The following is a 25,860-nucleotide window of genomic DNA, read 5'->3' as shown; positions in this document are numbered from 1 at the left end:
ACCGGGTTAGAAGGGCATCCAGTTCCGCTTTTCGCTGAACTTCATATAGCCCGCATTGACGCCCAAGCGATAGCCGACGCCCAGCCGGATGGGGATCAGCACCACATTGCCCCAGCGCAGATAGCTGGCGGTGAAGCCGCCCACCAGATAGGCCGTGCCTTCGGCGGCGGGGAAGCGGTGATAAAGATCCTGCGTATCGTAGAGATTATAGACCAGGACGAACGTGTTGGACGCATTGCCGCCGACATCGAAACCGATCGACGGGCCGGTCCAATAGACTTCGCGCTTACCTTCGACCTTATGGTTCAATGTGCCCGATCCATAACGCAGACCGACGACGAACGCGCCCGATGCCTCGCGCCCGGCGATATAGGCGTTGGGGCGCCCTTGGTCCTTCAACACCTTCTCGATCAGGCCAGCCAGTCCTTCAGCGCCTTTGCCGAACACGCCCTCGGCCGCGCCGATCAAATCGTCTTCCTGGTAGGAAATGGTGGGATCGGGCGCGGCGGGCGGTGAATTGGCAGTTACCGGTGCGCCGGTTGCCGTCGCCGGATCTTCGATCGCCGGTGGGCCATCATAGACGCTGGAATCGACGCCCGGCGCGGTCGGTTGGCTATTGGCGGGCGGCGGCGGCGCGAGATCGGCATCGATGGCCGCATTGGGATCGATCGTGCGGACCTGCGCCTGCGTCGCGACGGGCGTCAGCGCCAGTCCGGCCAGCGCCACGACCCATGTGCCTGCTCGCGCAACACGGGCGGCCATTTGCCCCATTTTGCTGTTCATGCCCGTTGCTCCCCGAAAAATCTGCGCTCAATCATTTCCCCGGTTATCGGCTTTCAAGCTGAAAGGCCAATGAACGAACGCCAATCTGAGTCGATTCTGCGCCGGAACGAATAGCCATGGCGACCGAGCCTGCAAAATAGCTGTGACAGACCCGTTGCCATGCAGGAAGGCCATCGCTATAGCCCCTCCCCAGCCATTGTCCGCCTACCCGGCAGACAATTCGTGCGGAGACGTGGGTGAGTGGCTGAAACCAGCGGTTTGCTAAACCGTCGAGCCCTGAATGGGGCTCCCCGGGTTCGAATCCCGGCGTCTCCGCCAATTTTTTGCTGCAAGGCTGTTCCATCATGATCCGGTCGCGGTTCGGCACTTTCCGCGGGCTAGTGCGGCTTGCCTTATCCTATCCGCAATTGGCGCTTGGCCGATCCGCCAGCGTTGCACCCGACCCTGCGCAGGTGCGGCGATTGGTGTTCGTATGCCAGGGAAATATCTGTCGCAGCGCCTTTGCCGATGTGGTGGCGCGGGGCGCGGGGCTGAATAGCGCGTCCTTTGGTCTGTCGACAACGACCGGGCGAGAGGCGCATGGTCCTGCCATCGCGGCGGCGAGCATGTTGGGGCATGACATGCGCACGCATCGCGCCATCGATCTGGCCGATTATATACCAGAATCCGGCGACCTGTTGCTGGCGATGGAAGTGCGGCAATTGCACCGGCTGGCTGCCGATCAGCGCCTGGCGGCCCTGCCCCGTATGTTGCTGGGTCGCTGGACCCGGCCGATGCTACCGCATCTGCATGACCCCTATATGCTCGATGACCGCTATATGGCGCAATGCCTTGCCCGGATCGAACAGGCCGTGGGCGCGCTGGTCAGGGCTTTCCCCGGCGCACGGCTTTCCTGAACATCTGCGCCATGTCGCGCAGCCAGGGGCGTGGATCGGACAGGCTGAACACATAATAACGCGCACGCGGATCGAAGAAAGTCAGCAGATAGGCGGTCAGGTCCGCCAGCGGGCGGCGTTGGAAGAAGGGATCGCTGATCCGCGTTGGCGACACCAATACGCGCGCTAGCCGCTTGGTTTCGGGCACCATATAGCGGGCGCGGAGCGTGTCACGGGGCGTCGGCGCAACATCGGTTTGGCCAAGGACGGTGCGGCGATAGGCTTCCCAGGCGAACAGCGCGCCGCAGTGGCGCGCCAGCGGCAGGCTGCCCCAGAAACGGCCATTGACTTCCATCAGCCAATATCGGCCACTTTCGGCTTCATAGCGATATTCGACCATCGCTTGGCCCTGCCAATCGAGCGCACACAACAGGGCTTCCGATAGCAGCATCTGCGCCGCATGTGCGTTGGTCGGCTCGGCGCGGCAGAGCGTGGACACGCCGCCTTCGGGCGGCCATTCGTGCAGGCGGCGATGCTGGAAACGCAAGGTCGCTTCGCCATCGTCCATATAGAGCATTTGGCCAAGGCCGACGCCCCGGCAATATTGCTGGATCAGCGGCCAATGACCGACCGGGGCGTAGCGGTCGAGCAAGGCCGCCAATTCCTTGGGCGTGCGGATATACTCGGTCTTGAGCCATTCCAGCCCCGCCTGCTCCAAAATGGGCATGATTTCGGGGGGATTGGCCCATTTGGCGACCAGCGGATAGCGCATGGCCGCGACACGGGCGGCAAAATCCTCGCCCGCGCGTGGCTGCCAGGTTTGCGGGATGCATAGGCCGACCTCAGCCGCGATCTCCAGCGTGCGCAGCTTGTCCAGCACCTTGGCCAGCGGCTCCGGCCGGGGCACCAGTACATGGCAGCCGCCGATCACCGGCGGCAGGGTCGAAAGCTCCAGCAGGTCGGATTCGGAAATGGCCAAGACCGCCCCTGCCCCCGTGGTGGCGATCAGATCGGGCAACCATTCGGCCATCGGTCCAGAGGGGCGCACCGTCATGGCAGCACAATGGCGCGACGCGGCAGCCACGGGCGACGCTTCGCGGGCGATGCCATGGACGGGTACGCCCTTTTCGCCCAGTTCGCGCACGACCGTCAGGCCGATGGCATTTTCCAGACCGAGGACGAGCGCGACGGGATAGCGGCTCACGCAGGAACCAGTCGATGTTCGTAGCGCCAGGTCGCCCAGGCCTGCTGTGCCAGCCGCAACCCGGTGCGTATCCGGCTGGGGGGAACACGGCTTTGCGATGGTGGCGAATCATCGGCCATCGTCGGGGACAGGTCGCGGAAGCCGACTCCCCGCACCTGCGGCAAGCGTGCGGCTTCGCGGCACAGCGCCACGAACCGCGCCTTGACCATGGCATTGGGGCGCTGCCGATCCCGCGAGAGCATTTCGAAACTATGGGTGACGACCGTGAAGGCGTCCTGGCCCTCACGCGCAGCATGGCGCAACCCGGCGCGCATTTCCGCCGCCGACATGGCGCAGATTTGCGCCGGGCGGAAATGGCCGGGCCGGTCATGGATGCCCGAAACCGGCAATTCGACCATGCCCTGCATCCGCTGCGCGCCGATCTGCGCTGGATTGGCGGTGATGCTGCATTCGCGTCCCAGATAGGCGGGATTGACGCTACTGTCCCACGCGACGCCGATCGCGGCCAGCGCCCGCAGCGTATCGTCGTTCGCACCGAAATTGCCCGCGCGAAAGGCCGTGATGGACGGCGCACCCGCCTGCTCCAACAGCATCTTGGCAAGACTCAGCAGGGTGATCTGATCATCCAGCGAGAAATCGCCGATATTGCGCCCCTGCCGTCCGCCGATGGGCGACTCCTTGGCCCAGGCGAGCCATTCGGTATGGATATGCATCTGCACTTCATGGCCCCGGCTCTCGATCGCCTCGACAATGGGTGCGAGGAAATCCGCGCCATGCACCAGCGCTGGCATGGGATCGAGGAAGAAGACGCCTTTGAGACCATGGCGTTCCAGCATATCCATCTGCCAGCCGATGCCATGCGCCTGCCCGCGCGCTTCCGCCCAGATCGAGCGGCTGACATTGTCGGTCAGGCTCACCCCGCGCTGATGCAGCGAAGAGGACAGCTCTGTATCGACGGTGATGAGCAGCGCGGTCATGGGCAGTCCGGTCAGAGGGCAACGCACCTGCATAGGAAGAAGGCGTTAAGGACCCGTAATATGTCCCGCTTATGTCTGGGCCGCCATAAAGGGAAAGAACAGCCCCTTTCCCGACCAGATGGCAGGCATCCCGCCTGACCGTCAGGCAATCAGCGAAAATTCGCCATAGCTGCCCTGGAAGAATAGCAACGGCCGCTCCGGCCTGTCGACTTCCAGCGCCACGACCTTGCCCAGCACGATATAATGGTCCCCCGCCTCATGCACCGCATCGAGCGCGCAATCGATCCAGGCGACGACATCATCAAGGATCGGGGAGCCATTGGCGGACACGCGATGCACGATGCCGGCGAATTTGTCCGGCCCTGGCGCGGCAATCTGGCGGCACAGCGGCTGCTGGTCGCTGGCCAGAATATTGACGCAGAATTTGCCGACCGCCTCGATCCGGGGCCAGCTGCTCGACGATTTGGCGGGGAAGAAAGCCACCAGCGGCGGATCGAGCGATACCGAGGTGAAAGACCCTACCACCATGCCGACCGGTGCCCCGCTGGCTTCCATCGCCGTCACGACGCAGACGCCCGTGGGATAATGGCCGAGCACGCGTCGGAAAGTGGCGCTGTCGAAACTCACCATGTCGCTCATGCCCGCTCGCTCCTGCAACTTATTCCGTAGACTGCGTCGGTCAGAGCGCGATCCCGCCCGCCGCCAGCACCGCTAGCGTCAGCAACTCGGAGGCGTTGGACGCCATCGTCGCGATCTGGACCGATTTTTCCATGCCGACCAATACCGGTCCGATCATCGACGTGCCGCCCAGTTCGCGCAACAGCTTGGCCGAGATATTGGCCGATTGCAGGCCCGGCATCACCAGCACATTGGCGGGCCCGGACAGGCGGCTGAACGGATAATTTTTCATGACAGCGGGATTGAGCGCCACGTCGGCGGTCATTTCGCCTTCATATTCGAAATCGACATTGCGTTCGTCGAGCAATTTCACCGCGCCGCGCACATTTTCGAGGAAAGCGCCGGGCGGGTTGCCGAAATTGGAGTAGGAGAGGAAAGCGACGCGCGGGTCATGGCCCATGCGCCGGGCGACGGCGACGGTGCCCTCGGCAATGTCGGCCAGTTCGCTCGCCGTGGGGCGTTCGTTGACCGTGGTGTCGGCCAGGAAAACCGTCTTGTCCTTGGCCACCATGACATGGATGCCGAACGGCGTGCGACCGGCGGCCGGGTCCATCACTCGCTTCACCTCGCGCAGGGTCTGCGCATAGGGACGGGTCATGCCGGTGATCATCGCATCGGCAACGCCCATCTTGACCAGCAACGTGCCGAAGATGTTGCGATCGCGGTTGACCATGCGTTCGCAATCGCGACGCAAATAGCCGCGCCGCTGGAGCCGGGCATAGAGCAGATCGACCATGTCGGGGACGAGCGGCGAATTGACGCTATTGTGCAACTCGAAACTGTCGGGATCGCGCACGCCCAGCGCCTTTAGCTTGTCGACCACGTCGCCGCGTCCCACCAGCACCGGCACGCCATAGCCCAGGTCGCGGAACTGGATGGCGGCGCGCAGCACCACTTCCTCCTCCGCTTCGGCAAAGACGACGCGCTTGGGGTTGGCCTTCGCGACTTCATAGGCGGTGGTCAGGACCGAGGTGGTCGGGTTGAGACGGGCTTTGAGCGATTGGCGATAGGCCGCCATGTCGGTGATCGGCTTTTGCGCCACGCCGCTGTCCATTGCGGCCTGCGCGACGGCGGACGGCACGACTTCCATCAGGCGCGGATCGAAGGGCGCGGGGATGATATAGTCGGGGCCGAAGCTATGGGACCGGCCATAGGCCTTGGCCACTTCTTCGGGCACCTGCTCGCGCGCCAGTTCGGCGATGGCGTGGGCGGCGGCGACCTTCATCGCTTCGTTGATCGTCGTCGCGCGCACATCAAGCGCCCCCCGGAAAATGAAGGGGAAGCCGATGACATTGTTCACCTGGTTGGGATAATCCGACCGGCCTGTCGCCACGATCGCTTCGGGGCGCACCGACTTGGCATCGGGCGGGGTGATTTCGGGGTCCGGGTTGGCCATGGCGAAGATGATCGGCTTGTCGCCCATATCCTTGACCATGTCCGGCGTCACCGCGCCCTTAACCGACAGCCCCAGGAACACGTCCGCGCCCTTCATCGCTTCTTTCAGCGTGCGCGCGTCGGTCTTGACCGCATGGGCCGACTTCCACTGGTTCATGCCCTCGGTACGGCCCTGATAGATCACACCCTTGCTGTCGCACATGATGACATTGTCACCTGCGACACCTAGCGCCTTGATGAGTTCCGTGCAGGCGATCGACGCCGCGCCTGCGCCATTGACCACGACCTTGAGGTCTTTGAGTTCACGCCCGGTCAGCATCGCGGCATTGATGACGCCTGCCGCCGCTATGATCGCGGTGCCATGCTGGTCGTCGTGAAAGACGGGAATGTTCATCCGCTCCTTGAGCGTCTGTTCGATGATGAAACATTCGGGCGCCTTGATATCCTCAAGGTTGATGCCGCCGAAGGTCGGCTCCATCAATTCGACCGCGTCGATGAAGCGATCGACATCCTCGGTCTTGAGTTCGATATCGATCGAATCCACGTCGGCGAAGCGCTTGAACAGCACCGCCTTGCCCTCCATCACCGGTTTTGACGCCAGCGCGCCAAGATTACCCAGGCCCAGGATCGCCGTGCCATTGGTGATGACCGCGACCAGATTGCCCTTGGCCGTATAGTCATAGGCGAGAGCCGGATCTTTCGCGATCGCCAGTACCGGTACGGCAACGCCGGGGGAATAAGCGAGGCTGAGGTCGCGCTGCGTCGCCATCGGTTTGGACGCGATGATCTCGATCTTGCCGGGGCGACCGGTCGAATGGAAAAACAGCGCCTCGCGCTCGGAAAATTCCACACTCGACTTGTCGGTCATCGATTATCCGCCTCTTCTGTCCGTTGCCTTGGCCCTAGCGGCAAGCCATGCTTGGGGGCAAGTGCGAGAAGGCCGCTTTTTCGCGCTCTTTCCTGCGCGCCGCCTTGCCGCTATCCGGGCGGGATGCGCAGCGCCCCCGACACGTCCTCACCCCTTACGCCTATGATGGCGCAATATCTGACGCTCAAGGCACAGGCGCAGGACTGCCTGCTTTTCTACCGCATGGGCGATTTCTTCGAACTCTTCTTCGACGATGCCAAGGCGGCGGCGGCAACGCTCGATATCGCGCTCACCAGCCGCGGTGAACATGATGGCGCGCCGATCCCGATGTGCGGGGTGCCGGTCCATAGCGCAGAGGGCTATCTCGCGCGGCTGATCAAGGCGGGCCATCGCGTCGCCATTGCCGAACAGACCGAAACCCCAGCGCAGGCCAAGGCGCGCGGCGGCAAGACGCTCGTGGCGCGCGATATCGTGCGATACGTGACGGCCGGCACGCTGACCGAGGAGACGTTGCTTGATTCCCGGCGCGACAATATGCTCGTCGCGCTGGCGCAGGTCGGCGGAGACAGCGAGATCGGGATCGCGGCTGCCGACATTTCGACCGGCCGGTTCGAGACGATGACCTGCCGCGCCGCCGACCTTCATGCCGAACTCGCGCGCCTGCGCCCCAGCGAAACGGTGGTGGCAGAAGGATCGTCGCTGGACCTGCCCGACATGCATATGTTCGATCGCGCGGCCTTTTCCAGCAGCCGTGCCGAAGCAGCGCTCAAACGGCTGTTTGCGGTCGCGACGCTGGACGGGTTCGGCCAGTTCGGCCGCGCGGAGCTGGCGGCGATGGGTGGGCTGATCGCCTATCTCGACCATGCGGGCAAGGGCACCCTGCCCTTCCTGGCACCACCTTTGCGCCAGACGAGCGGCGGCCATGTCGCGATCGACGCAGCAACGCGCGAAAGTCTGGAGATCGTCGCGACCACCAGCGGCGCGCGCGCGGGCAGCCTGCTGGGCGCGGTCGATCGCACTGTGACCGGAGCAGGCGCGCGGCTGCTGGGGCAGGATTTGTCGGCGCCGCTGATGGACCTCGACCGGATCGAGGCGCGGCTGGGGCTGGTGCAGCTCCTCCATGACGATGCAGGATTGCGCGACCAGTTGCGCGCGGCGCTGCGCGCGCTGCCGGATATCGGCCGCGCGCTGGGACGGGTGGCGGTCGGCCGCGGCTCGCCGCGCGACCTGGGGCAATTGCGCGACGGCCTGGGCGAAGCGCGGCTGCTGCGCGAACGGCTAGGGCATTTGCCTGATCCGCCCTTGTTGCTGGCGCGATTGCTGCCCGCGCTCGATGGCCATGGCGCGCTGGTGGATGCGCTGTCGCGCGCGCTGGTGCCTGCGCCGCCAACCGAGACGGCAAGCGGCGGCTATATCGCTGATGGCTATGATCCCGCGCTCGACGAACTGCGAAGGATGGCAGGCGACGGCCGCCGCGCGATCGCCGCGCTGGAAGCCAAATATCGCGAGCAGACAGGCATTGCCACGCTCAAGATCCGCCACAATGGCGTGCTGGGCTATCATGTCGAGGTGCCCGCTCGCGCCGCCGATGCACTGATGGTGCCGACCAGCGGCTTTACCCACCGCCAGACGCTGGCCGGCGTTGTGCGCTTCAATTCTGTCGATCTGCATGAGGAAGCCGGGCGCGTGGCGCAGGCGGGGGCGCATGCGCTGGTCGCCGAAGCCGCGCATCTTGAAGAACTGATCGCCGCCGTGCTGGACCGCAAGGCCGACATCGCGCGGGCGGGCCAGGCGCTCGCCCGGCTCGACGTCGCGGCGGCGCTCGCTGAACGGGCGGCGGAGGGCGGCTGGCAGCGGCCCCATCTGATCGCCGATGACGGGTCCAACCCCTGCCTGTCGATCAGCGGCGGGCGGCATCCGGTGGTGGAGGATGCACTGCGGCGCGAGGGCCAAGCGTTCGTCGCCAATGATTGCTGCCTCGTCGCCGACGATCGGCTATGGCTGGTCACCGGCCCGAATATGGGCGGCAAGTCGACCTTCCTCCGGCAAAATGCGCTGATCGTCATCCTGGCGCAGGCGGGTGCCTATGTCCCGGCGCAATCAGCAACGCTGACCTTGGTCGATCGGCTGTTCAGCCGGGTGGGCGCGTCGGACAATCTGGCCAAGGGGCGATCGACCTTCATGGTCGAGATGGTCGAGACCGCCGCGATCCTGGCGCAGGCGACGACGCGCAGTTTCGTCATTCTCGATGAAGTGGGGCGCGGCACCTCCACCTATGATGGGCTGGCGCTTGCGTGGGCGGTGGTGGAGGCGGTGCATGAGGTCAACCGTTGCCGCTGCCTCTTTGCTACCCATTATCATGAGCTGACGCGGCTGGCCGAAAGCCTGTCCGCCCTGTCGCTCCATCATGTCCGCGCCCGCGAATGGAAGGGCGATCTGGTGCTGTTGCACGAATTGGCCCAGGGACCGGCCGACCGCAGCTATGGCCTGGCCGTCGCGCGGCTGGCGGGACTGCCCGCGCCAGTGCTCAAGCGCGCCAAGGATGTGCTGGCCCGGCTGGAAGCAGGCAAGGCGAAGACCGGCGGCATCGCAGCGGGACTGGACGACCTGCCCCTGTTCGCGGCGGCCGCTGCGCAGGAGGAAGCCGCGCCCGATCCGGTGCGCGCGGCGATCGACGCGATCGACGCCGACGCACTGTCCCCGCGTGAGGCACTCGATCACATATATCGATTGAAACAACTGGCAGCCGACGCGACGCCCGACTAGAGAACGCGCATGGTCATGCAGTTCCCCGCTTTGGGATCGCGCCGTGCGATCATCGACCGGCGCGCGATTTCCGACAGCATCAACGCCCTTGCGCACGAGCACAAGGGCGATCCCATGCGGTTGCGCGGGCTGATCGTCGGCGAACTCAAGGCCGCATTGGAAGAGGGGCGGGTGGAAGTGGCCCGGCGGCTGGAGCAGCGCCCCACGCGCGGGCGCGAGACGGTGACCGCCTTTGCCTTCCTGATCGACCAGATTCTACGCCTGCTCTACGACGCGACCACGCATCATCTTTACCCCTCAGGCAATCGCAGCACGGGCGAACGCATCGCGCTGATCGCAGTGGGCGGCTATGGGCGGGGCGAGATGGCGCCGCATAGCGACGTCGATATCGGCTTTATCACCCCCTGGAAGCCCACCGGCTGGACCGAGCAGGTGATCGAATCGATGCTTTATTCGCTCTGGGATCTGGGGCTGAAGGTCGGGCATAGCAGCCGGTCAATCGACGAAACGATGCGGATGGCCAAGGCCGACCTGACGGTACGCACCGCCTTGCTGGAAGCGCGCTATGTCTGGGGCGACCGGGCGCTGTATGAAGAGACCTCGGTTCGCTTCGATGCAGAGGTGATGCAAGGCAATGCCCGCGCCTTCGTCACCGAAAAGCTGGTCGAGCGCGACGAGCGCCACAAGCGAATGGGCGACAGCCGCTATGTCGTCGAGCCCAATGTGAAGGAAGGCAAGGGCGGGCTGCGCGACCTGCATACGCTATTCTGGATCGGCAAATATGTGAACCGGGTGCGATCGGTCGCCGAACTGGTCGATGTCGGCCTGCTGACGCAAATCGAACTGCGCCAGTTTCAGAAGGCGGAGGATTTCCTCTGGGCGGTGCGTTGTCACTTGCATACCATTACCGGGCGCGCCGAGGATCGGCTGACCTTCGACCTGCAGCTCGAAACCGCGACGCGGATGCGCTTTACCGGACGGCACGGCCAGTCCGGGGTCGAGCGGTTCATGCGCTATTATTTCCTGAACGCAAAGATCGTCGGCGACCTGACCGCGGTGTTCCTGGCGCATCTGGATGACCAGATGGGGCCGAAGGGGCGGCGTTATATCCCCGCCATCTTCCGGCGGCCCAAGAAGCTCGACGGCTTCGTGCTGGACCGCGGGCGGCTGGCGCTGCCGAGCGATGATTTCTTTCAGGCCGACCCGGTGCGGCTGGTCGAGATTTTCGCGCTGGCCGATCGCCATGGCCTGTCCATCCATCCCGCCGCGATGCGCGCGGCGAGCCGGGATGCGGGGCTGATCAACGCCAAGATCCGTAAAGACCCGCGCGCCAACGCCGCCTTTATGGATGTGCTGACGTCGCCGCGCGACCCGGAAACGGTGCTGCGCTGGATGAACGAATCGACCGTATTCGGCCGCTTCGTGCCCGACTTCCGCCGGGTCGTCGCGCAGATGCAGTTCGACATGTATCATCATTATACGGTCGATGAGCATACCATCCGCGCTGTCGGCCTGCTCTCCCGGATCGAAAAGGGCGAACTGGCGCAGGATCATCCGCTGGCCACCGACCTGATGGGCAAATTGCTCTCGCGCCGGGTGCTCTACATCGCCGTGCTGCTGCATGACATTGCCAAGGGGCGCGGCGGCGACCATAGCATATTGGGCGCGCAGGTGGCCGAGCAGCTCTGCCCGCGGCTTGGCCTTACCCCGGCGGAAACCGAAACGGTCGCCTGGCTGGTGCGCTATCATCTGCTGATGTCGGCGACGGCGTTCAAGCGCGACCTGGCTGACTACAAGACGATCGTCGATTTCGTCGACGTGGTGCAAAGCCCCGAACGGTTGCGGCTGCTCCTGTGCCTGACCGTGGTCGACATTCGCGCCGTAGGCCCCGGCGTCTGGAACAGCTGGAAGCGGCAGTTGCTGGGCGATCTCTATGATTCGGCCGAAGAACTACTGCGGCTCGGCCATAAGCAGAAGGGGCGCAGCGAGCGGGTGACCGCCAAGCAGAAGACGCTGCGCGAGGCGCTCCATATGGACGAAGCGACGTTCGAAGCGTTCAGCAAGCGACTCCCTGAATCCTACTGGATCGCCGAACCCGACGATATCCTGATCCATAATGCCGAGCATATGCTGGCGGCGGGCGACGCGCCGCTGTCGATCGCGGCGCATTATTATCCGCAGCGTGGCGCGACGCTGGTGACGGTCTATGCCGCCGATCATCCAGGGCTATTCTATCGCATTGCAGGCGCCATCCATCTGGCCGGCGGCAACATTATCGACGCGCGCATTCACACGACGCGCGATGGCGTGGCGATCGACAATTTCTTGGTGCAGGACCCGATGGGTGGCGCGTTTCACAGCCCCGACCAACTCACCCGCATCCGCAACGCGATCGAGGATTCGCTGTCGAACCGCCACCGGTTGATCACCAAGCTGAGCGCGCGCCCGCTCACCCGGACCCGCGCCGAAGCCTTCCGCATCGAACCCAATGTGCTGATCGACAATAAGGCATCGAATCGCTTCACGGTGATCGAGGTCAATGCGCGCGATCGGCCTGCGCTGCTGTTCAGCCTCGCCAACGCCCTGTTCCAGTCGAAGGTGACGGTGCATAGCGCGCATGTCGCCACTTATGGAGAGCGTGCGGTCGATACATTCTACGTCACCGATCTGTTCGGCGGCAAGATCGAGAGCAAGGCGCGGCTCCAGACATTGGAGCGGCGATTGCTGGAGGGCGCTGGCGGCGAGGTTGGCGAGGCGCTGGCGCGAGCCTAGGCGACGATTTCCATCCTGTCACCCGGCGCGAGCAGCGGTAATAGCCGGAGCATGTCGTTGCGTTCGATGGCGACACAGCCCGCTGTGGGGCGTCCTTCGGACAAATGGAAGAAGATCGCACTGCCCTGCCCCTGCACGGGTGACCCGTCATTATGGCCCAGCACGACGATGATGTCATAGGCATCGTCGGCACGGATCAGGCTTTCGGCCGAGAAGCCGCGCGGCAGGCGTACCGGGCGATTATAGGCAGGGTCAGCGGGATCGTCCGACCACCCATCACCAGGTCTGATCCAGCGCCAGGGCAATCGGATAGCGACGGCGTCGACCTTGCCGGGCCGCAGCAGGACGCCACGGATCGGCCAAAGGCCAAGCGGGGTGCAGCCATCGCCTTCGCGCTTGTCCGCCGCGGCGCAGGTGCCCCCCCGGCCGATCGTGCAATCCACGGTCATAGCGCCGAAGGTCAGGCGGCCCGCGCCACTATCGACGCGGATCAGGCTCATAGCTGGTGACCGGTCCGGTCCCGCTTGGTGGCGAGATAGCGTTCATTATGCGGGTTGGTCGGCAGGATGATCGGCAAGCGCTCGATTACGCCGATGCCTGCCGCTTCCAGCCCCGCCACCTTATTAGGGTTGTTGGTCAAAAGTCGCACCTGCGCGACGCCGAGCAGGTCGAGCATCCGCGCTGCGACGGAAAAATCGCGTGCGTCGATCGCGAAGCCCAGCCGCACATTGGCGTCGACCGTGTCGAAGCCCTGGTCCTGCATCGCATAGGCGCGCAACTTGTTGACGAGGCCGATGCCCCGCCCCTCCTGCCGCAGATAGAGCAGCACGCCCCAGGGCGCATCGGCGATCTGGTGCAATGCCTGATGCAGTTGTGGCCCACAATCGCATTTGAGGCTGCCCAGCACGTCGCCGGTCAGGCATTCGCTATGCAGGCGAACGACGGGCGGCGAGGCATCGCGCTTGCCCACCACCAAGGCGACATGCTCGCGCGGTTCGTCGGGACTACGGAAGGCGATGATCTCCGCCGTTTCGCTGGCCGACACCGGTAGTCGCGCGCGCGTGGCGACAGCGAGGTGGATCGCATCGTCATAGGCGTCGATATCATCGGCCTGTACCGTGACATCGACGGCCTCATCCCCTTCGGTCAGGAAATAGGCGGGCAGGATACCGGCAAGGCGGGCCAGCCGCAGCGCCGCCTTTGCCGCCTGGGGCGCGGCAAGCGGGCGGGCGCGGAACGGCCCCTTGAGCGGCGAGGCGAGGTCCAGCACCGGGTCGGAGATGGCCGTCGCGACGTCGGCGTCTATCCACGGAGCGCGCTCGACCAGCACCGGCAGGTCAGGATCGGCTGCGGCCAGTTGGTTCGCGAGCTTGAGCGTTTCGGCACGAGCGGCGGAGATCAGGATATCGGCGCGGGCGTGCGGATCGAAGGCGGCCAGTGTTACCGCATCCGCCCCTTCTATCGCCATCAGACGGATGGCACCATCCGCCCCGACAATCCTGATCGCCCAGCCGCGCCGCAGCGCGTCGATCGCACGGGCGGCGTCGCGCGTGCGCATCAGAAGACGAAGTCGGTGATGATGGGGATATGGTCGGACGGCTTGATCCAGCTGCGCGCGGGTTCGACCACGCGATGGCTGACCGCCTTGTCCGCGACGTCGCGGGTCATCCACATATGGTCGAGCCGACGTCCGCGATCCGACTCCGCCCAATCCTTGGCGCGATAGCTCCACCAGGTATAGAGACGCGCAGGCGCAGGATGGAAATGGCGGCCGATATCGACCCAGTCGTTCGACGCCTGCAACCGCGCCAATATCTCGCATTCGACGGGCGTATGGCTGACGACGTTGAGCAACTGCTTGTGGCTCCACACATCGCTTTCCAGCGGCGCGATGTTGAAGTCGCCGGTCAGGATGGTCGGTTTATTGTCCAGCGCGCTCGACCATTCGATCATCCGCTCCAGAAAGTCGAGCTTCTGCCCGAATTTGGGATTGACCGTGCGGTCGGCGATGTCGCCGCCGGCGGGTACATAGACATTCTCGATCCGCACGCCATTGTCGAGGCGCACGCCCACATGGCGCGCTTCGCCATTGGCCTGCCAGTCGAACCGGTCATCTTCGTGAATCGGCACCTTGCTCATGATCGCCACGCCATGATGCATCCGCTGACCATTCAGCACCTGATGGACATAGCCCATGCGCCGGAACATGTCGGTGGGGAAAATCTCGTTCACCACCTTGGTTTCCTGAAGGCAGAGAATGTCGGGGGCTTCCTGCTGCAGCAGCTGTTCGACGATGTCGATGCGCGCACGGACGCTGTTGATGTTCCAGGAGCAAATGGAGAGAGTTTCGGCCATGGGTTTGCCCTAGAAGGCCGCGGTGGCGCGCGCAAGCGCCAGACAGAGTAAGACCCCCGCTCCGGGGGCATGGAACGGGGGTCTCGATCGCGCCCTTGAAGCGCTTCGCGGCGAGAGCGGACCGGGTAGCAGGGGGGAAATCCCGATGCCGTTTCGCGCCGTTGATTTATGATTAGCGACCGCCATATGAGCGGCAGATGAACGGTTTAGGAAAGCGATCGATCTGCCGCACCAAGCGCTCGGTTCAGCCCCCGGCCGAGCGGCCGCGCGGTCGCGGGTCGGTCCAGCGAAAGGTCGAATCCGCGACCGTCACACCATAGCGCTGGTTCGTCAGCCGAACGGCGGTGCGATTATTCTGCGAATCGAGCGCGACCCAGCCATAAAGTTGCAGGCCTGCCGGGCTGCCCGCATCCCGCTTGAAGATCATCGTGATCGTGCCGAACTCAGGGCGCTTGGGATCGCGCGCCTCGACGCTCAATATGCTGGGGTCGCCGGTTGGTACAACCTTGCCGAATTTGGACAAATCCTTGGACGGGTCGAGCAGCGCACCCAGCGGCGAATTGCCGATCGGCCAGCGCTGCACCTGGCGTACTTCATAATCGATCATCGTCAGTGCCTTGCCATCGCCCACGATCAGCAGCGGCACGCCCTTTTGATATTGAAAGCGGATCTTGCCCGGCTGCTTGATCGTCAACTGCCCGGTCAGATTCTGGCCGTTGCGGTCGGTCTGGGTGAAATCGGCCGTCATCGTCGTCACGGCACGGATATAGGCGTTGACCTTGGTGAGATCGGACTGGTTCGCCTGTGCCAAAGCAGGCACGGCGATCGGCAGGGCGAGGGCGACTGGCGCAATGGCCAGCGCCAGAGAGATGCGCTTCATCAGACAGAAACTCCGGTTGTTACGGATGCGGTTTAGGCGGCGCGGCTTGAACGACCTGTGAACCCGGCCGTTCCCTGCCGTTCAGCAACTTGTCTGAACCGTTATAGCGGATTGCCATTTTCGTCGCGCAGCACTTCGCGACGGCCGACATGGTTCGGCGGGCCGACCAGGCCTTCCTCTTCCATCTTCTCGATCAGGCGTGCGGCGCTATTATAGCCAACGCGGAGCTGGCGTTGCAGCCAGCTAGTCGAAGCCTTCTGATTCTCGAACACGAGCTGGCACGCCTTGCGGAACAGTTGCGCGTCGGGGCTGTCGTCGCCAAGGTCCACGCCGTCGAGCGCGAAACTACCTTCTTCGGGCTCTTCGGTCACCGCCTGGATATAATCGGGCTGGCCCTGCGCGCGCCAATGGTCGGCGACGACGCGGACTTCATCGTCCGAGACGAACGGGCCATGGACGCGGGTCAGGCCCTTGCCGCCGTGCATGTAGAGCATGTCGCCCTTGCCCAGCAGCTGTTCGGCACCCTGTTCGCCCAAAATGGTGCGGCTGTCGATCTTGGACGTCACGAAAAAGCTGATCCGGGTCGGCAGGTTCGCCTTGATAACGCCGGTGATGACGTCGACCGAAGGGCGCTGAGTCGCGAGGATCAGGTGGATACCGGCTGCGCGCGCCTTTTGCGCCAGGCGCTGGATCAGGAATTCGACTTCCTTGCCGGCGGTCATCATGAGGTCGGCCAGCTCGTCCACTACCACCACGATTTGCGGTAGCGGCTGGAAATCGAGCTGTTCCTCCTCATAGATGGGCTTGCCATTGTCGGGGTCATAGCCGGTCTGAACGCGGCGGCCGAGCGGCTTGCCCTTGGCCTTGGCGGCGCGGACCTTCTCATTATAATTGGCGAGGTTGCGGACGGAGATGGACGCCATCATGCGATAGCGGTCCTCCATCTGCTCTACCGCCCATTTGAGCGCGCGGATCGCCTTTTGCGGTTCGGTGACGACCGGCGAGAGCAGGTGCGGGATGTCGTCATAGGTCGACAATTCCAGCATTTTGGGATCGATCATGATGAGGCGCAACTGGTCCGGCGTCATGCGGTAGAGCAGTGACAGGATCATGGCATTGAGGCCCACCGACTTACCCGACCCCGTGGTGCCCGCGATCAGCAGATGCGGCATGGGGGCGAGGTCGGCGATGATCGGTTCGCCCGAAATATTCTTGCCCAGGATGATGGGCAGCGTGCCTTCGCCGCCAAATTGCTCGCTGGTGATGAGTTCGCGGAAGGACACGCCTTCGCGATGGGCGTTGGGCAGTTCGATGCCGATCACCGTGCGCCCCGGAATCGTCGCGACGCGCGCCGACAACGCCGACATGTTGCGTGCGATATCGTCGGCCAGCGCGATGACGCGGCTTGCCTTGATGCCGGGGGCCGGCTCCAGCTCATACATGGTCACGACCGGGCCGGGTCGGACCTCGACGATATTCCCCTTCACATGGAAATCATCGAGCACCGATTCGAGTAGCCGCGCATTGCGCTCCAGCGCAGCCTTGTCGATCTTGCCGCCCTGGTTGACGGGAATTGGGTTGAGCAGGTCGGGCGAGGGTAGCGAGCTATGGCCGAACAGGTCATCCTGCGAGATCGGGGCCATCTGCCGCTGCGGCGCGGCGGGCTTGGGGCTCTGGATCGTGATCGGCGGCTTGGGTTCGTTCGAGACCTGCTTGCGGGGCGCGATGACGCGCTCGGCCCCGTCCGCTTCCGGTTCGCTTTCGCCGCTGATACCGGTTGTGCCGACGCCCGGCAACGCCAGGGTCGGGCGGGGTAGCGCTAATTTCGGCAAGGACGGGCGACGCAGGGCGATGATCGGCTTTTCCAACGCCAGGCTGCGATAGCAGGCGATGAGTCCAGCAATCAGCGTCATGACCACCAATAGGCCGGTTATCCAGGGGGCAGCGGCGGGTGCCTGCGCCGTGAGACTGGCCACGCCCTTGGCGGTGACAAGACCGATCACTCCGCCCCAGCCCGCGGGCAGGCCGACCAGCGGATCATCCTGAAACAGCGACAGGGCAATGCCGATCAGGACGATGCCGAACAGGCATTTGCCGAACTGCCCCTTCCAGCTGCGCATATCCTGGTCGCCCCACATCCGGCGGGCGGTGATCGCCATCAGCGGCAGGATCAGCGCCACCGGCACGCCCAGCAGCCAGAGCAGGAAATCGGCGGTCCAGGCGCCCGGCCCCTGCATGATGTTGGCGACATGGTCACCCGCCACCGTGTTCATCGAAGGGTCGCTGGGCGTATAGCTGAGTAGCGCCAGCGCCACGAACAGCGTCGCCAGCATCAGCAGGATCGCGCCGATCAGTGCGCCGCTGCGAAGCAGGCTGCGCTTGAGCATTTCGCGCCATTCCGGCGTGCGCTTCACGGTGCGGCTGACAGCCATGCTAAACCCTTGTCCCCCAAATGTTCCGTTTCGGCACAATGCGCCGGACCGCGAGTCCGCGTCAAGCCTGCGACCGATCGGCTCGTCCCGCCTTATCCGTAACAACCCTTATGGCAGGGGACGCGCCAACCGGCGCAAAAAGGACGGCAGAAAGGAACCTGTCCCATGTTCGCTGCCTATTATCCCGCCCTGGTCGTCGTCTCCATGGCCGCCTTCGCCGCCGTCATGCTGTATGTCAGCATCGAGGATCGCCTGAAGAACTAACTGCGGGCCAACGCCTGCAACGACGCGCCGTCGAGCCGTTGGATGGTCCATTCGTCCATCGGCACCGCCCCGATCGCGCGATAGACGGCGATGGCCGGTTCGTTCCAGTCCAGCACCGACCATTCCAGCCGGGCGCAGTCGCGTTCGACGGCCAGTTGCGCCAACCGGACGAGCAGCGCCTTGCCCGCGCCTGATCCGCGCGCGTCGGGCCGGACGAACAAATCTTCGAGATACAGGCCCGGTCGCCCTTCGAAGGTCGAGAAATTGTGAAAGAAGAGCGCAAAGCCGATGGCGTCGCCCTGCCGCTCCGCGATCAGCACTTCGGCCATCGGGCGAGTGCCGAAGAGATAGCGGGCGAGCGTATCGCGATCCGTATTCACGGCATGGGCGAGTTTCTCATAGGCGGCAAGATCGCGGATGAACTGCAGGATGGTGTCGATGTCGCTTGGCTCGGCCGCGCGGATGAGGATGGTGTCGGTCATGCGGTTCCCGCTTCCACATGGGCCAGATCGGCCCGTTTCGTGCGCGCCGCGATAAGGCAGGCCACCACGATCAACAAGGCACCGGCCACCGTCGGCAGCGTGATCCGTTCGTCGAACACCAGCCAGCCCAGGATTGCTGCCCAGACGAAGGCGCTATATTCGACCGGGATCAACCGCTGCGCCTCCGCCCGCGCATAGGCCCAGGACAGGGCGGCGAGCGAGGTGAAGGCGAGAGCGGCCGCCAACAGGATGAGCGGAACGGCCGGGCGTGGTGGCAGGGCCAGCAGAAAGGGGGCGCCCAGCGCAAAGACGCCGAGCATCACGAGATGCTGAAAGAAGGCGACCTCGATCGGCGAGGCGACCTGCGCCTGTTGCCGCTGGATGATGAGGTTCCAGGCAAAGAGTACCGCCGACGCCAGCACGGCCCCCGCGCCCAGCAGCGCATCGGCATCATAACGCCCCTGCAACCGGCCCGACAGGATGACGGCTACGCCCACCAATCCCAGCAGCGATGCGCCGATCGCGCGGCGGCCGATCCGTTCCTTGAGCAGCAGGGCGGCGAGGTAGAGCGCGATCAGGGGGGCGATGAAAGACAGGGCGATGGCTTCGGCCAGTGGCATCCGCATGATCGCCCAGAAGAACAGCCCGGCCATCAAGGCGACCACCGTGCCGCGCAGCAAATGGATGCGCAGGACCGCGCGCGAGGGCCAGCGCTGGCGCGTGAGCAGCATGAGCGCAAGGCCGAGCAGCGTGCCCGCAACCGCCCGCCAGAACAGCGCATTGTAGAGGCCGATGCCAAGGCTCAACCCCTTCATCGCCGCATCCATCACGGCAAACAACGCCACGCCCGCGCAGCAGACGGCAAAGGGGATGGCGAAACTATGATTGCGTGACATGGTGGATCAGCGGATCACTATGATGTCGATGCCTAAATCCAGTTCGGCCCAGGCACGATCAGCGGTGATCACCGGAAGTTTACCAAGCCGCGCAAGCGCCAAACAGGCCCGATCTCCCAGAGACAATCCCAAATGCCGAGTCAGCGGGCGAAGCAAGGCCGCTTCAAGCGCGTGGTCTTCGGCGAAAGGACAAATATGCAGTTCCAATCGCGCCACTTGAGCCTCGGCCTCGTCCTTTGACAGGCCGGCCTCTACAAGTTTCGTATAGGTTTCGCATAGATTGACGACCGAAATCTGACCGGTCGCCAGATGTGGCTGCACCTGCTCTGCTCCGCGCTCATCCAGCAAAATCGTCAATAACGCGGATGCATCAAGAACCGCTGTCATTCGCGATGTGCTTCAGTGCGACGTTCGGCCAGAAAATCGTCAACAGTGAAAGGCTTCTTTATCAGGGCTTTCAGATCGGCCTGCACCTCGCGCAGAACCTGGTCATAGCTTTTGACCAATATGCCGCTGCCTTGGCGTTCGAATATGATGCGGTCACCATCCTTGAAGCCCAACTGCCGACGCAATTCGGCCGGGATGACAGCTTTGCCGCCGCTGATCATTTTTCCGCTATAGGTCATGCAGAACCTCCAGGACCAAAATACCGTATTGGTCCTGACTTTCCAAGTGACGTTATTCCGCCGCCTGCGCCTTGCCCGCGTCGGTCATTTCCGATTCTGCCTTGGCCGCTTCGATCTCGGCGGCCTTGTCCTCCACCAGTCGGACGATGTGATCGACCAGCGCTTCGTCCTGCACCGTATGGTCGGTGATGCCCGACAGATAGACCATATGCTTGCCATTGCCGCCGCCGGTCAGGCCGATATCGGTTTCGCGCGCTTCGCCGGGACCGTTGACGACACATCCCAGGACGGAGAGCGACAGAGGCGTGTGGATATGTTGGAGCCGTTCCTCCAGCGCCTGCACGGTGCGGATCACGTCGAAGCCCTGCCGCGCACAGCTGGGGCAGGAGATGACTTTCACGCCGCGAGTACGGATGCCGAGCGATTTGAGGATCTCGTAGCCAACCCGGACTTCCTCTTCGGGTTCGGCCGACAGCGAGACGCGGATCGTGTCGCCGACGCCTGCCCACAGCAGGTTGCCGATGCCGATTGCGCTCTTGACCGTCCCGCCGATTAGACCGCCGGCTTCCGTGATGCCGAGGTGCAGCGGGCAATCGACCGCTTCGGCCAGTTGCATATAGGCCGCGACCGCCAGGAATACGTCGCTTGCCTTCACCGCGACCTTATATTCGTGAAAATCCTGGTCCTGCAGCAGCTTGATATGGTCGAGCGCGCTTTCGACCAGCGCTTCGGGGCAGGGTTCGCCATATTTTTCGAGCAAGTCCTTTTCGAGGCTGCCCGCATTGACGCCGATGCGGATGGCGCAGCCATTGGCCTTGGCGGCGTCGACCACTTCCTTCACCCGTGCCTGCGACCCGATATTGCCGGGATTGATCCGAAGGCAGGCCGCACCGGCATCCGCCGCTTCGAGGGCGCGCTTATAGTGGAAATGAATGTCGGCAACGATCGGCACGCGGGCGGCGCGCACGATCTGCTTGAGCGCCGCGGTGGACTCTTCGTCCGGGCAGGAGACGCGGATGATGTCCACGCCCGCTTCTTCGCAGCGGCGGATCTGGTCGATCGTGCCCTTGATGTCGTGGGTCAGTGTGTTGGTCATGGTCTGGACCGTGACCGGCGCATCACCGCCGACCGGAACATTGCCGACCATGATCTGTCGGCTCCGCCGACGGGCAATATCGCGCCAGGGGCGCAGGCCGGGATTATGGTCGGACATGAAAAAGGGGCTCCGTGGTTACGAAGCCCCTATAGGGATGTTTGGTGACGGTTAGAAGCGTTGCCTTTTGGTGTTTCAGCCGGGCTGGTGTCGCGCCTTCAAAAACGCATCGTCAGCGATGCGGCAATCTGATCGGCATTGCCGCTCGTCTGCGCCCGGGTCGTGGCGGTGACGGTGGCTGGCGCGGGGAAATAGCTGTCCGGGCGGATGATGTTCGCCTTTTCCACGAAAGTATGCGCGTAGCTGAGGTTCAGCGCGAAGGACTGCGAGAGGTTCCAGGTCGCGCCGCCGCTCAGCCAGACGCGATCGCCATCGGGGACGCGGGTGGTCAGATGCTGCGGATTGGTCGGCGAGCGATCGAACATCGTGCCCGCGCGCAGGGTCAGCTTGTCGTTGACGTCATATTCGCCGCCCGCGCTAACACTATAGGTATCGCTATATTCCAGTTCCTTGACCGATGTGCCGTTAGCGGCATTGATCGTGATCGCCTGCATCACCGACCAATTATACCAACGCGCGGTCAGCATCGCCCGCAATTGCGGCGTCAGACGGTGGGTCATGGATAGGGTGACGATGTCGGGCAGGGTCAGCGGCGCGGTGGCGGCGAAGCTGCCATTGGCACCGGCCAGCGGCCCGGCGAGGCCCGAAATCACCTGCTCGCCCTCAAGGCTGTGCTTCATGCGCGAGCGATAATGGACGCCGAACTGGGTGTCGCCCGCGCGATAGAACAGCCCGGCATTCCAGCCGACCGACCAGTCGTCGCCTTCGACCGAGGCGTGGCCATCGGCCAGCAGCGGCGAGAGTTGCGGCAGCGCGTTGGTCAGCGTCACCTTGACATATTGCACATCGACGCCGCCACCGACGGACAGATTGTCGGTCAGCTTATAGGCGGCCGATGGCTGGATATTATAGGTTTTGAGGTCGGTGTAGAGCGAGTCATAGCGCCCGAAATAGCCATCCTCATATTCCAGCTTCAGACCGAACGGGGCGTTGACACCCAGGCCCACCCACAGCCGGTCACTGACTTGGCCGGTGGCATAGAAGCTGGGGATGGGGATCACGCTTTCAAAGGCATTGCCGCCGTTGGTGCCGCTGACCGGCACCTGCGTCGTGGTGCCGGGGACCGTGCGGGTGGTGCCGCGATTGGTCTGCTGCGCCTTGGCAAACAGCGCGATACCGCCGACCGAGGTCTGGATGCCTGACAATTCGGTCATCGCGGCGGGATTGAAATAGACGGTCGAGGGGTCATCGCCCGCTGCCGCGCCGCCCGACAGGGCACGCCCGGTTTCCTTGGGCGATTGTTCCTGCAGGTAGAAGCCCCCGGCCAGCGCCGGGACGGGCGCGGCGATCGCACCTGCGACAAGCAGGAAGGACGGGAGGCGGCGGCTGAACGACATGGCAGATCCTCTACGGCTATTTTCAGCCCGCGCGGCCATATATGGCAAGGACGCGGGCTTTTGACGCAGGCCGCTTACCAACACTATGGTTAAATTCCAGTGTTTAGCGGTGAATATCCGGCAGGGTTTCGGTCCGTTTATAACGAGGATGCTGGCTGACGTTACGGCGAACGGGTGCGACAGCGTCATGGAAACAGCACAAAAAAAAGCCGCCCCGGAGGACGGCTTGTAAAGTTTTAGGAGAGGATGCCTGAAAGGCCCGCTCCTTTTGCTGGGCCATCGCCTTTGTTGCAAATGCGAAACGGACATGTCTGATTGCGTTTCTTGCAATCGTTTGAGCAGGGCTTTTATTCCGTAAGGGAAGGCAGGTCAGCGAAAAGCCGAATGGATCAGATTTTTACGCGATCCAGCCCGGACGCCACCAAGTGCGAATCGATTTCGGCGATCAGTCGCGCCAATCCGGCTGAATCGATGGATTCCGCGCGGGCCACCAGTGCCGCCTGCGTATTGGAGGCGCGCAGCAGCCACCAGCCATCGGCAGTGGTGACGCGCGCGCCGTCGATGGTTTGCATATCCGCGCCGCAAGCCGCCAAGCTCGCGCAAATCTCTTCGATCACGGCGAATTTGCGCCTGTCATCGACGGGAATGTGCAGTTCGGGCGTCGCGGCCATGACGGGCATGGCGCTGCGCCGGTCGGTGATGCTGCCCCCTGCCCCGCTTGCGGCGCGGATAAGCCGGATCGCGGCATAGAGACCGTCGTCATAGCCATAATAATCATCGGCGAAGAACAGATGCCCGGTCATCTCGCCCGCAAGCAGCGCGCCTGTCTGCTTCATTCTGGACTTGATATGGCTATGACCGGTTTTCCACATATCGGGCCGTCCACCGCGTGCCGCGATCCGATCGAATGTGGTCTGGCTGGTCTTCACATCCGCGATAATCCGGGCACCGGGCTGCCTTTCGAGCAGGTCGTCCGCGAACAGGCCCAGCAACTGATCGCCCGCTATGGTGCGGCCCAGCCCGTCGATCACGCCGATCCGGTCGCCATCGCCATCGAAAGCCACACCGAAATCGAGCTGCTTGTCGAGGACGAGCGCGCGCAGATCGGCAAGGTTCGCCTCCACGGAGGGATCGGGATGATGGTTGGGAAAATTGCCGTCTATCTGGGTGAAGAGGCGATGATGCTCACCCGGCAGCAATTGCACGAGCGCCTCGACCGCTGGGCCGGCCGCGCCATTGCCCGCGTCCCAGCCGATGCGCCAGGCCAGGCCGTCAAAATCCCGCATCAGCCGGGCGATATAGCGGTCCATCATGGCAGTCATTTCAACCCGCCCTGCCCCGCCATCCCAATCACCCGCCGCCGCCATCTGGCCCAGCCGCGTAATGTCCGCCCCGAAAAACGGCGCATGGTTCTGCACCAGCTTGAAGCCATTTTGATCGCCGGGATTATGGCTGCCGGTTATCTGAATGCCGCCATCGACCTCGCACGTCATTTCGGCGAAATAGAGCATGGGCGTCGGGCCAAGACCGATGCGCAGCACGTCGATGCCGCTTGCGGTCAGCCCGTCGACAAGCGCCGCTTCCAGCATCGGGGAACTCAGCCGCCCGTCATAGCCGACAGCGACCCGTGATCCCCCTGCCCGCGCGATGATGGTGCCAAAGCTGCGGCCCAAGGCCCAGGCGTCGGCAGCGTCGAGCGTTCGCCCCACCGTGCCGCGCAGATCATAGTCGCGCAGCAGCGTCGGGTCGAACCGATGGCTCATCCCTCTTGCCGGTCTGCCAGCAACAGGTCGCGCGCGGCGTTAATCTGTGCCGCCAGCGCTTCGGTGCCGCCCTTGTCGGGATGGACCGAGGCGATCAGGCGGCGATGGGCCGCGCGGATGGCGGCGGGATCGGCATCGGGACCGACCCCCAGCAAGGCGCGGGCCTGGGCGAGATCATCGATCCGGTGCTGGGGTGGGACCGGTGTTGCGCGAGGACGGGGTTTATAGCGGCGCAACAGAAACAGTCCCGCGCCGATCAGCACTGGCGCGCCGATCACTGGCTTGCCCTTGGCCGCCAGCACCGCCCCCACCAGCATCGCGCCAAGCGCCATGCCATCCTTCGCAGTCATGCGTTGCAGCTTCCCGGTCCAGATGAGCCAGCCGGCCAAGCCGACGAGCAGCAGCGCCAGCCAGCCCATCAGGCCGCGCCGAGCATATCCACGGGCACCGCTCCCGCGTGGGTAGGCAGGGCAAGCCCCGACACCATTTCGCGCAGTTCCTGGCGCGCGGCGATGTGGCTGACACCCAGTTCGCCCAGATGCCCCTTGTCGAGCAGGGTCAGGCCGGAGGGGAAGAGTTCGCGGAAGATGACGCGCTCTGACAGGCCGGGGATGACGCGGAAACCGACCCGGCGCGACAATTCCATCAGCGCGTCGCCGACCCGCTTCTTGTTGCGGGCGTCATGATGCTGGAGCCGGTTGCGCAGCACCACCCAATCGATCGAGACGCCATCGGCCTTAGCTCTGGTCTTGCGCGCTTCAAAGATAAGTTCGGAATAGAAGGAGAGGCGACGGACCTTGAAGCTTTCGGCATCGACCTGGCCGATCAGGTCGAAATCGACGAAACTGTCGTTCATCGGCGTGACCAGCGTATTGGCGCGCGCGGCCATGTGGCGGGCGAATACGTCGTCGCGGCCCGGCGTATCGACGATCAGGAAATCCTTGTCCTGAGAGAGGATGGCGACCTCCGCGTCCAGCGCTTCGATCGTGTCGCCTTGCAGCACCGCGAAATCGGGCGCGGGCAGGTCGATCTGACGGCGGCGCGCGGTTTCGGCGCGGTTTTCCAGATAGCGGGTGACGGTGCGCTGGCGCGGATCGAGATCGATCATACCGACGCGATGGCCCAGCGCCGTCAGGGCGATGGCTGTGTGGACCGCTGTGGTCGACTTGCCCGTGCCGCCCTTTTCATTGGCAAAGACGATGAGATGCGGCGTTGGATTGCCCATTGGTCGCTT

22 protein-coding genes and 1 tRNA gene are annotated in these 25,860 nt (G+C 63.9%); 4 read left to right on the top strand and 19 right to left on the bottom strand.

Translation table 11 applies throughout. The features are described 5' to 3' along the window. Positions 1–6: 6 nt before the first annotated feature. Positions 7–783, bottom strand: a complete 777-nt coding sequence (locus BSY17_RS11860; protein WP_069065656.1) for a DUF1134 domain-containing protein — start codon at positions 781–783, stop codon at positions 7–9. 226 nt (positions 784–1,009) lie between these two features. Between BSY17_RS11860 and BSY17_RS11855 the strand changes: the two genes are divergently transcribed. Further along, a tRNA-Ser gene (locus BSY17_RS11855) sits at positions 1,010–1,101 on the top strand. Between the two features lie 26 nt (positions 1,102–1,127). Beyond that, positions 1,128–1,679, top strand: a complete 552-nt coding sequence (locus BSY17_RS11850; RefSeq protein ID WP_069066931.1) for an arsenate reductase/protein-tyrosine-phosphatase family protein — start codon at positions 1,128–1,130, stop codon at positions 1,677–1,679. On the opposite strand, the gene BSY17_RS11845 is transcribed toward BSY17_RS11850, so the two are convergent. The 4 genes from BSY17_RS11845 to BSY17_RS11830 all read right to left on the bottom strand — a co-directional run bounded on the left by BSY17_RS11845 (position 1,648) and on the right by BSY17_RS11830 (position 6,780). Continuing rightward, positions 1,648–2,862, bottom strand: coding sequence for a carboxylate--amine ligase (locus tag BSY17_RS11845; protein WP_069065655.1), 1,215 nt, complete (start codon positions 2,860–2,862; stop codon positions 1,648–1,650). The genes BSY17_RS11850 and BSY17_RS11845 overlap by 32 nt on opposite strands. After that, entirely contained in the window at positions 2,859–3,839 is a 981-nt protein-coding gene (locus BSY17_RS11840) for a polysaccharide deacetylase family protein (RefSeq protein WP_069065654.1), read from the bottom strand. The genes BSY17_RS11845 and BSY17_RS11840 overlap by 4 nt, the downstream gene beginning before the upstream one ends. A 141-nt stretch (positions 3,840–3,980) precedes the next feature. After that, positions 3,981–4,478 carry a flavin reductase family protein gene (locus BSY17_RS11835; RefSeq protein WP_037477142.1) on the bottom strand — a complete coding sequence of 166 codons (498 nt, stop codon included), beginning with the start codon at positions 4,476–4,478 and terminating at the stop codon, positions 3,981–3,983. A gap of 40 nt (positions 4,479–4,518) precedes the next feature. Beyond that, positions 4,519–6,780 carry an NADP-dependent malic enzyme gene (locus tag BSY17_RS11830; RefSeq protein ID WP_069065653.1) on the bottom strand — a complete coding sequence of 754 codons (2,262 nt, stop codon included), beginning with the start codon at positions 6,778–6,780 and terminating at the stop codon, positions 4,519–4,521. A 123-nt stretch (positions 6,781–6,903) separates the two neighbouring features. Here BSY17_RS11830 and mutS point away from each other — a divergent pair, with 123 nt between their 5' ends. Both mutS and BSY17_RS11820 read left to right on the top strand, forming a co-directional pair. Then, a complete protein-coding gene (mutS, locus tag BSY17_RS11825; protein ID WP_069065652.1) occupies positions 6,904–9,546 on the top strand; it encodes a DNA mismatch repair protein MutS in 2,643 nt (880 codons plus the stop codon). Between the two features lie 9 nt (positions 9,547–9,555). Further along, positions 9,556–12,318, top strand: a complete 2,763-nt coding sequence (locus BSY17_RS11820; protein WP_069065651.1) for a [protein-PII] uridylyltransferase — start codon at positions 9,556–9,558, stop codon at positions 12,316–12,318. Here BSY17_RS11820 and BSY17_RS11815 read toward each other — a convergent pair. The 14 genes from BSY17_RS11815 to BSY17_RS11750 all read right to left on the bottom strand — a co-directional run bounded on the left by BSY17_RS11815 (position 12,315) and on the right by BSY17_RS11750 (position 25,851). Next, positions 12,315–12,818 carry a L,D-transpeptidase family protein gene (locus tag BSY17_RS11815; RefSeq protein WP_069065650.1) on the bottom strand — a complete coding sequence of 168 codons (504 nt, stop codon included), beginning with the start codon at positions 12,816–12,818 and terminating at the stop codon, positions 12,315–12,317. The two genes, BSY17_RS11820 and BSY17_RS11815, sit on opposite strands and share 4 nt — an antisense overlap. Next, a complete protein-coding gene (gene ribA / locus BSY17_RS11810; protein WP_069065649.1) occupies positions 12,815–13,876 on the bottom strand; it encodes a GTP cyclohydrolase II in 1,062 nt (353 codons plus the stop codon). The genes BSY17_RS11815 and ribA overlap by 4 nt, the downstream gene beginning before the upstream one ends. Continuing rightward, complete coding sequence (gene xth, locus BSY17_RS11805) at positions 13,876–14,673, bottom strand: exodeoxyribonuclease III (RefSeq protein ID WP_069065648.1); 798 nt, start codon at positions 14,671–14,673, stop codon at positions 13,876–13,878. Before xth ends, ribA begins: the two co-directional genes overlap by 1 nt. 244 nt (positions 14,674–14,917) lie before the next feature. Next, the gene (locus BSY17_RS11800; RefSeq protein ID WP_069065647.1) at positions 14,918–15,553 is read right to left on the bottom strand and encodes a LolA family protein; all 636 of its coding nucleotides are present in this window, start codon (positions 15,551–15,553) and stop codon (positions 14,918–14,920) included. A gap of 101 nt (positions 15,554–15,654) precedes the next feature. Continuing rightward, positions 15,655–17,985, bottom strand: coding sequence for a DNA translocase FtsK (locus BSY17_RS11795; RefSeq protein ID WP_069065646.1), 2,331 nt, complete (start codon positions 17,983–17,985; stop codon positions 15,655–15,657). Between the two features lie 260 nt (positions 17,986–18,245). Further along, positions 18,246–18,731 (bottom strand): GNAT family N-acetyltransferase, encoded by a 486-nt coding sequence (locus BSY17_RS11790; protein WP_069065645.1) that lies wholly within the window; start codon positions 18,729–18,731, stop codon positions 18,246–18,248. Beyond that, the gene (locus BSY17_RS11785) at positions 18,728–19,627 is read right to left on the bottom strand and encodes a DMT family transporter (protein WP_069065644.1); all 900 of its coding nucleotides are present in this window, start codon (positions 19,625–19,627) and stop codon (positions 18,728–18,730) included. Before BSY17_RS11785 ends, BSY17_RS11790 begins: the two co-directional genes overlap by 4 nt. 6 nt (positions 19,628–19,633) lie before the next feature. Continuing rightward, a complete protein-coding gene (locus BSY17_RS11780; protein ID WP_069065643.1) occupies positions 19,634–20,014 on the bottom strand; it encodes a type II toxin-antitoxin system VapC family toxin in 381 nt (126 codons plus the stop codon). After that, on the bottom strand, positions 20,011–20,253 hold the full coding sequence (locus BSY17_RS11775; protein ID WP_069065642.1) for an AbrB/MazE/SpoVT family DNA-binding domain-containing protein: 243 nt from the start codon (positions 20,251–20,253) through the stop codon (positions 20,011–20,013). Before BSY17_RS11775 ends, BSY17_RS11780 begins: the two co-directional genes overlap by 4 nt. A 52-nt stretch (positions 20,254–20,305) precedes the next feature. After that, entirely contained in the window at positions 20,306–21,466 is a 1,161-nt protein-coding gene (gene ispG, locus BSY17_RS11770; RefSeq protein ID WP_069065641.1) for a flavodoxin-dependent (E)-4-hydroxy-3-methylbut-2-enyl-diphosphate synthase, read from the bottom strand. Positions 21,467–21,564: 98 nt separating this feature from the next. Next, positions 21,565–22,863, bottom strand: a complete 1,299-nt coding sequence (locus BSY17_RS11765) for an OmpP1/FadL family transporter (protein WP_069065640.1) — start codon at positions 22,861–22,863, stop codon at positions 21,565–21,567. A 389-nt stretch (positions 22,864–23,252) separates the two neighbouring features. Next, positions 23,253–24,626: a phosphoglucomutase/phosphomannomutase PgmG gene (gene pgmG, locus BSY17_RS11760; protein ID WP_069065639.1), complete on the bottom strand. Its 1,374-nt coding sequence runs from the start codon at positions 24,624–24,626 to the stop codon at positions 23,253–23,255. Beyond that, on the bottom strand, positions 24,623–25,045 hold the full coding sequence (locus BSY17_RS11755; RefSeq protein ID WP_069065638.1) for a J domain-containing protein: 423 nt from the start codon (positions 25,043–25,045) through the stop codon (positions 24,623–24,625). The genes pgmG and BSY17_RS11755 overlap by 4 nt, the downstream gene beginning before the upstream one ends. Further along, a complete protein-coding gene (locus BSY17_RS11750) occupies positions 25,045–25,851 on the bottom strand; it encodes a division plane positioning ATPase MipZ (RefSeq protein ID WP_069065637.1) in 807 nt (268 codons plus the stop codon). Before BSY17_RS11750 ends, BSY17_RS11755 begins: the two co-directional genes overlap by 1 nt. Between the last annotated feature and the right edge of the window lie 9 nt (positions 25,852–25,860).

Source organism: Sphingobium sp. RAC03 (genome assembly GCF_001713415.1).
Taxonomy (GTDB): domain Bacteria; phylum Pseudomonadota; class Alphaproteobacteria; order Sphingomonadales; family Sphingomonadaceae; genus Sphingobium.
Note: the sequence above shows the minus strand (reverse complement) of the source record. Positions and strands in the feature narration are given on the sequence as shown.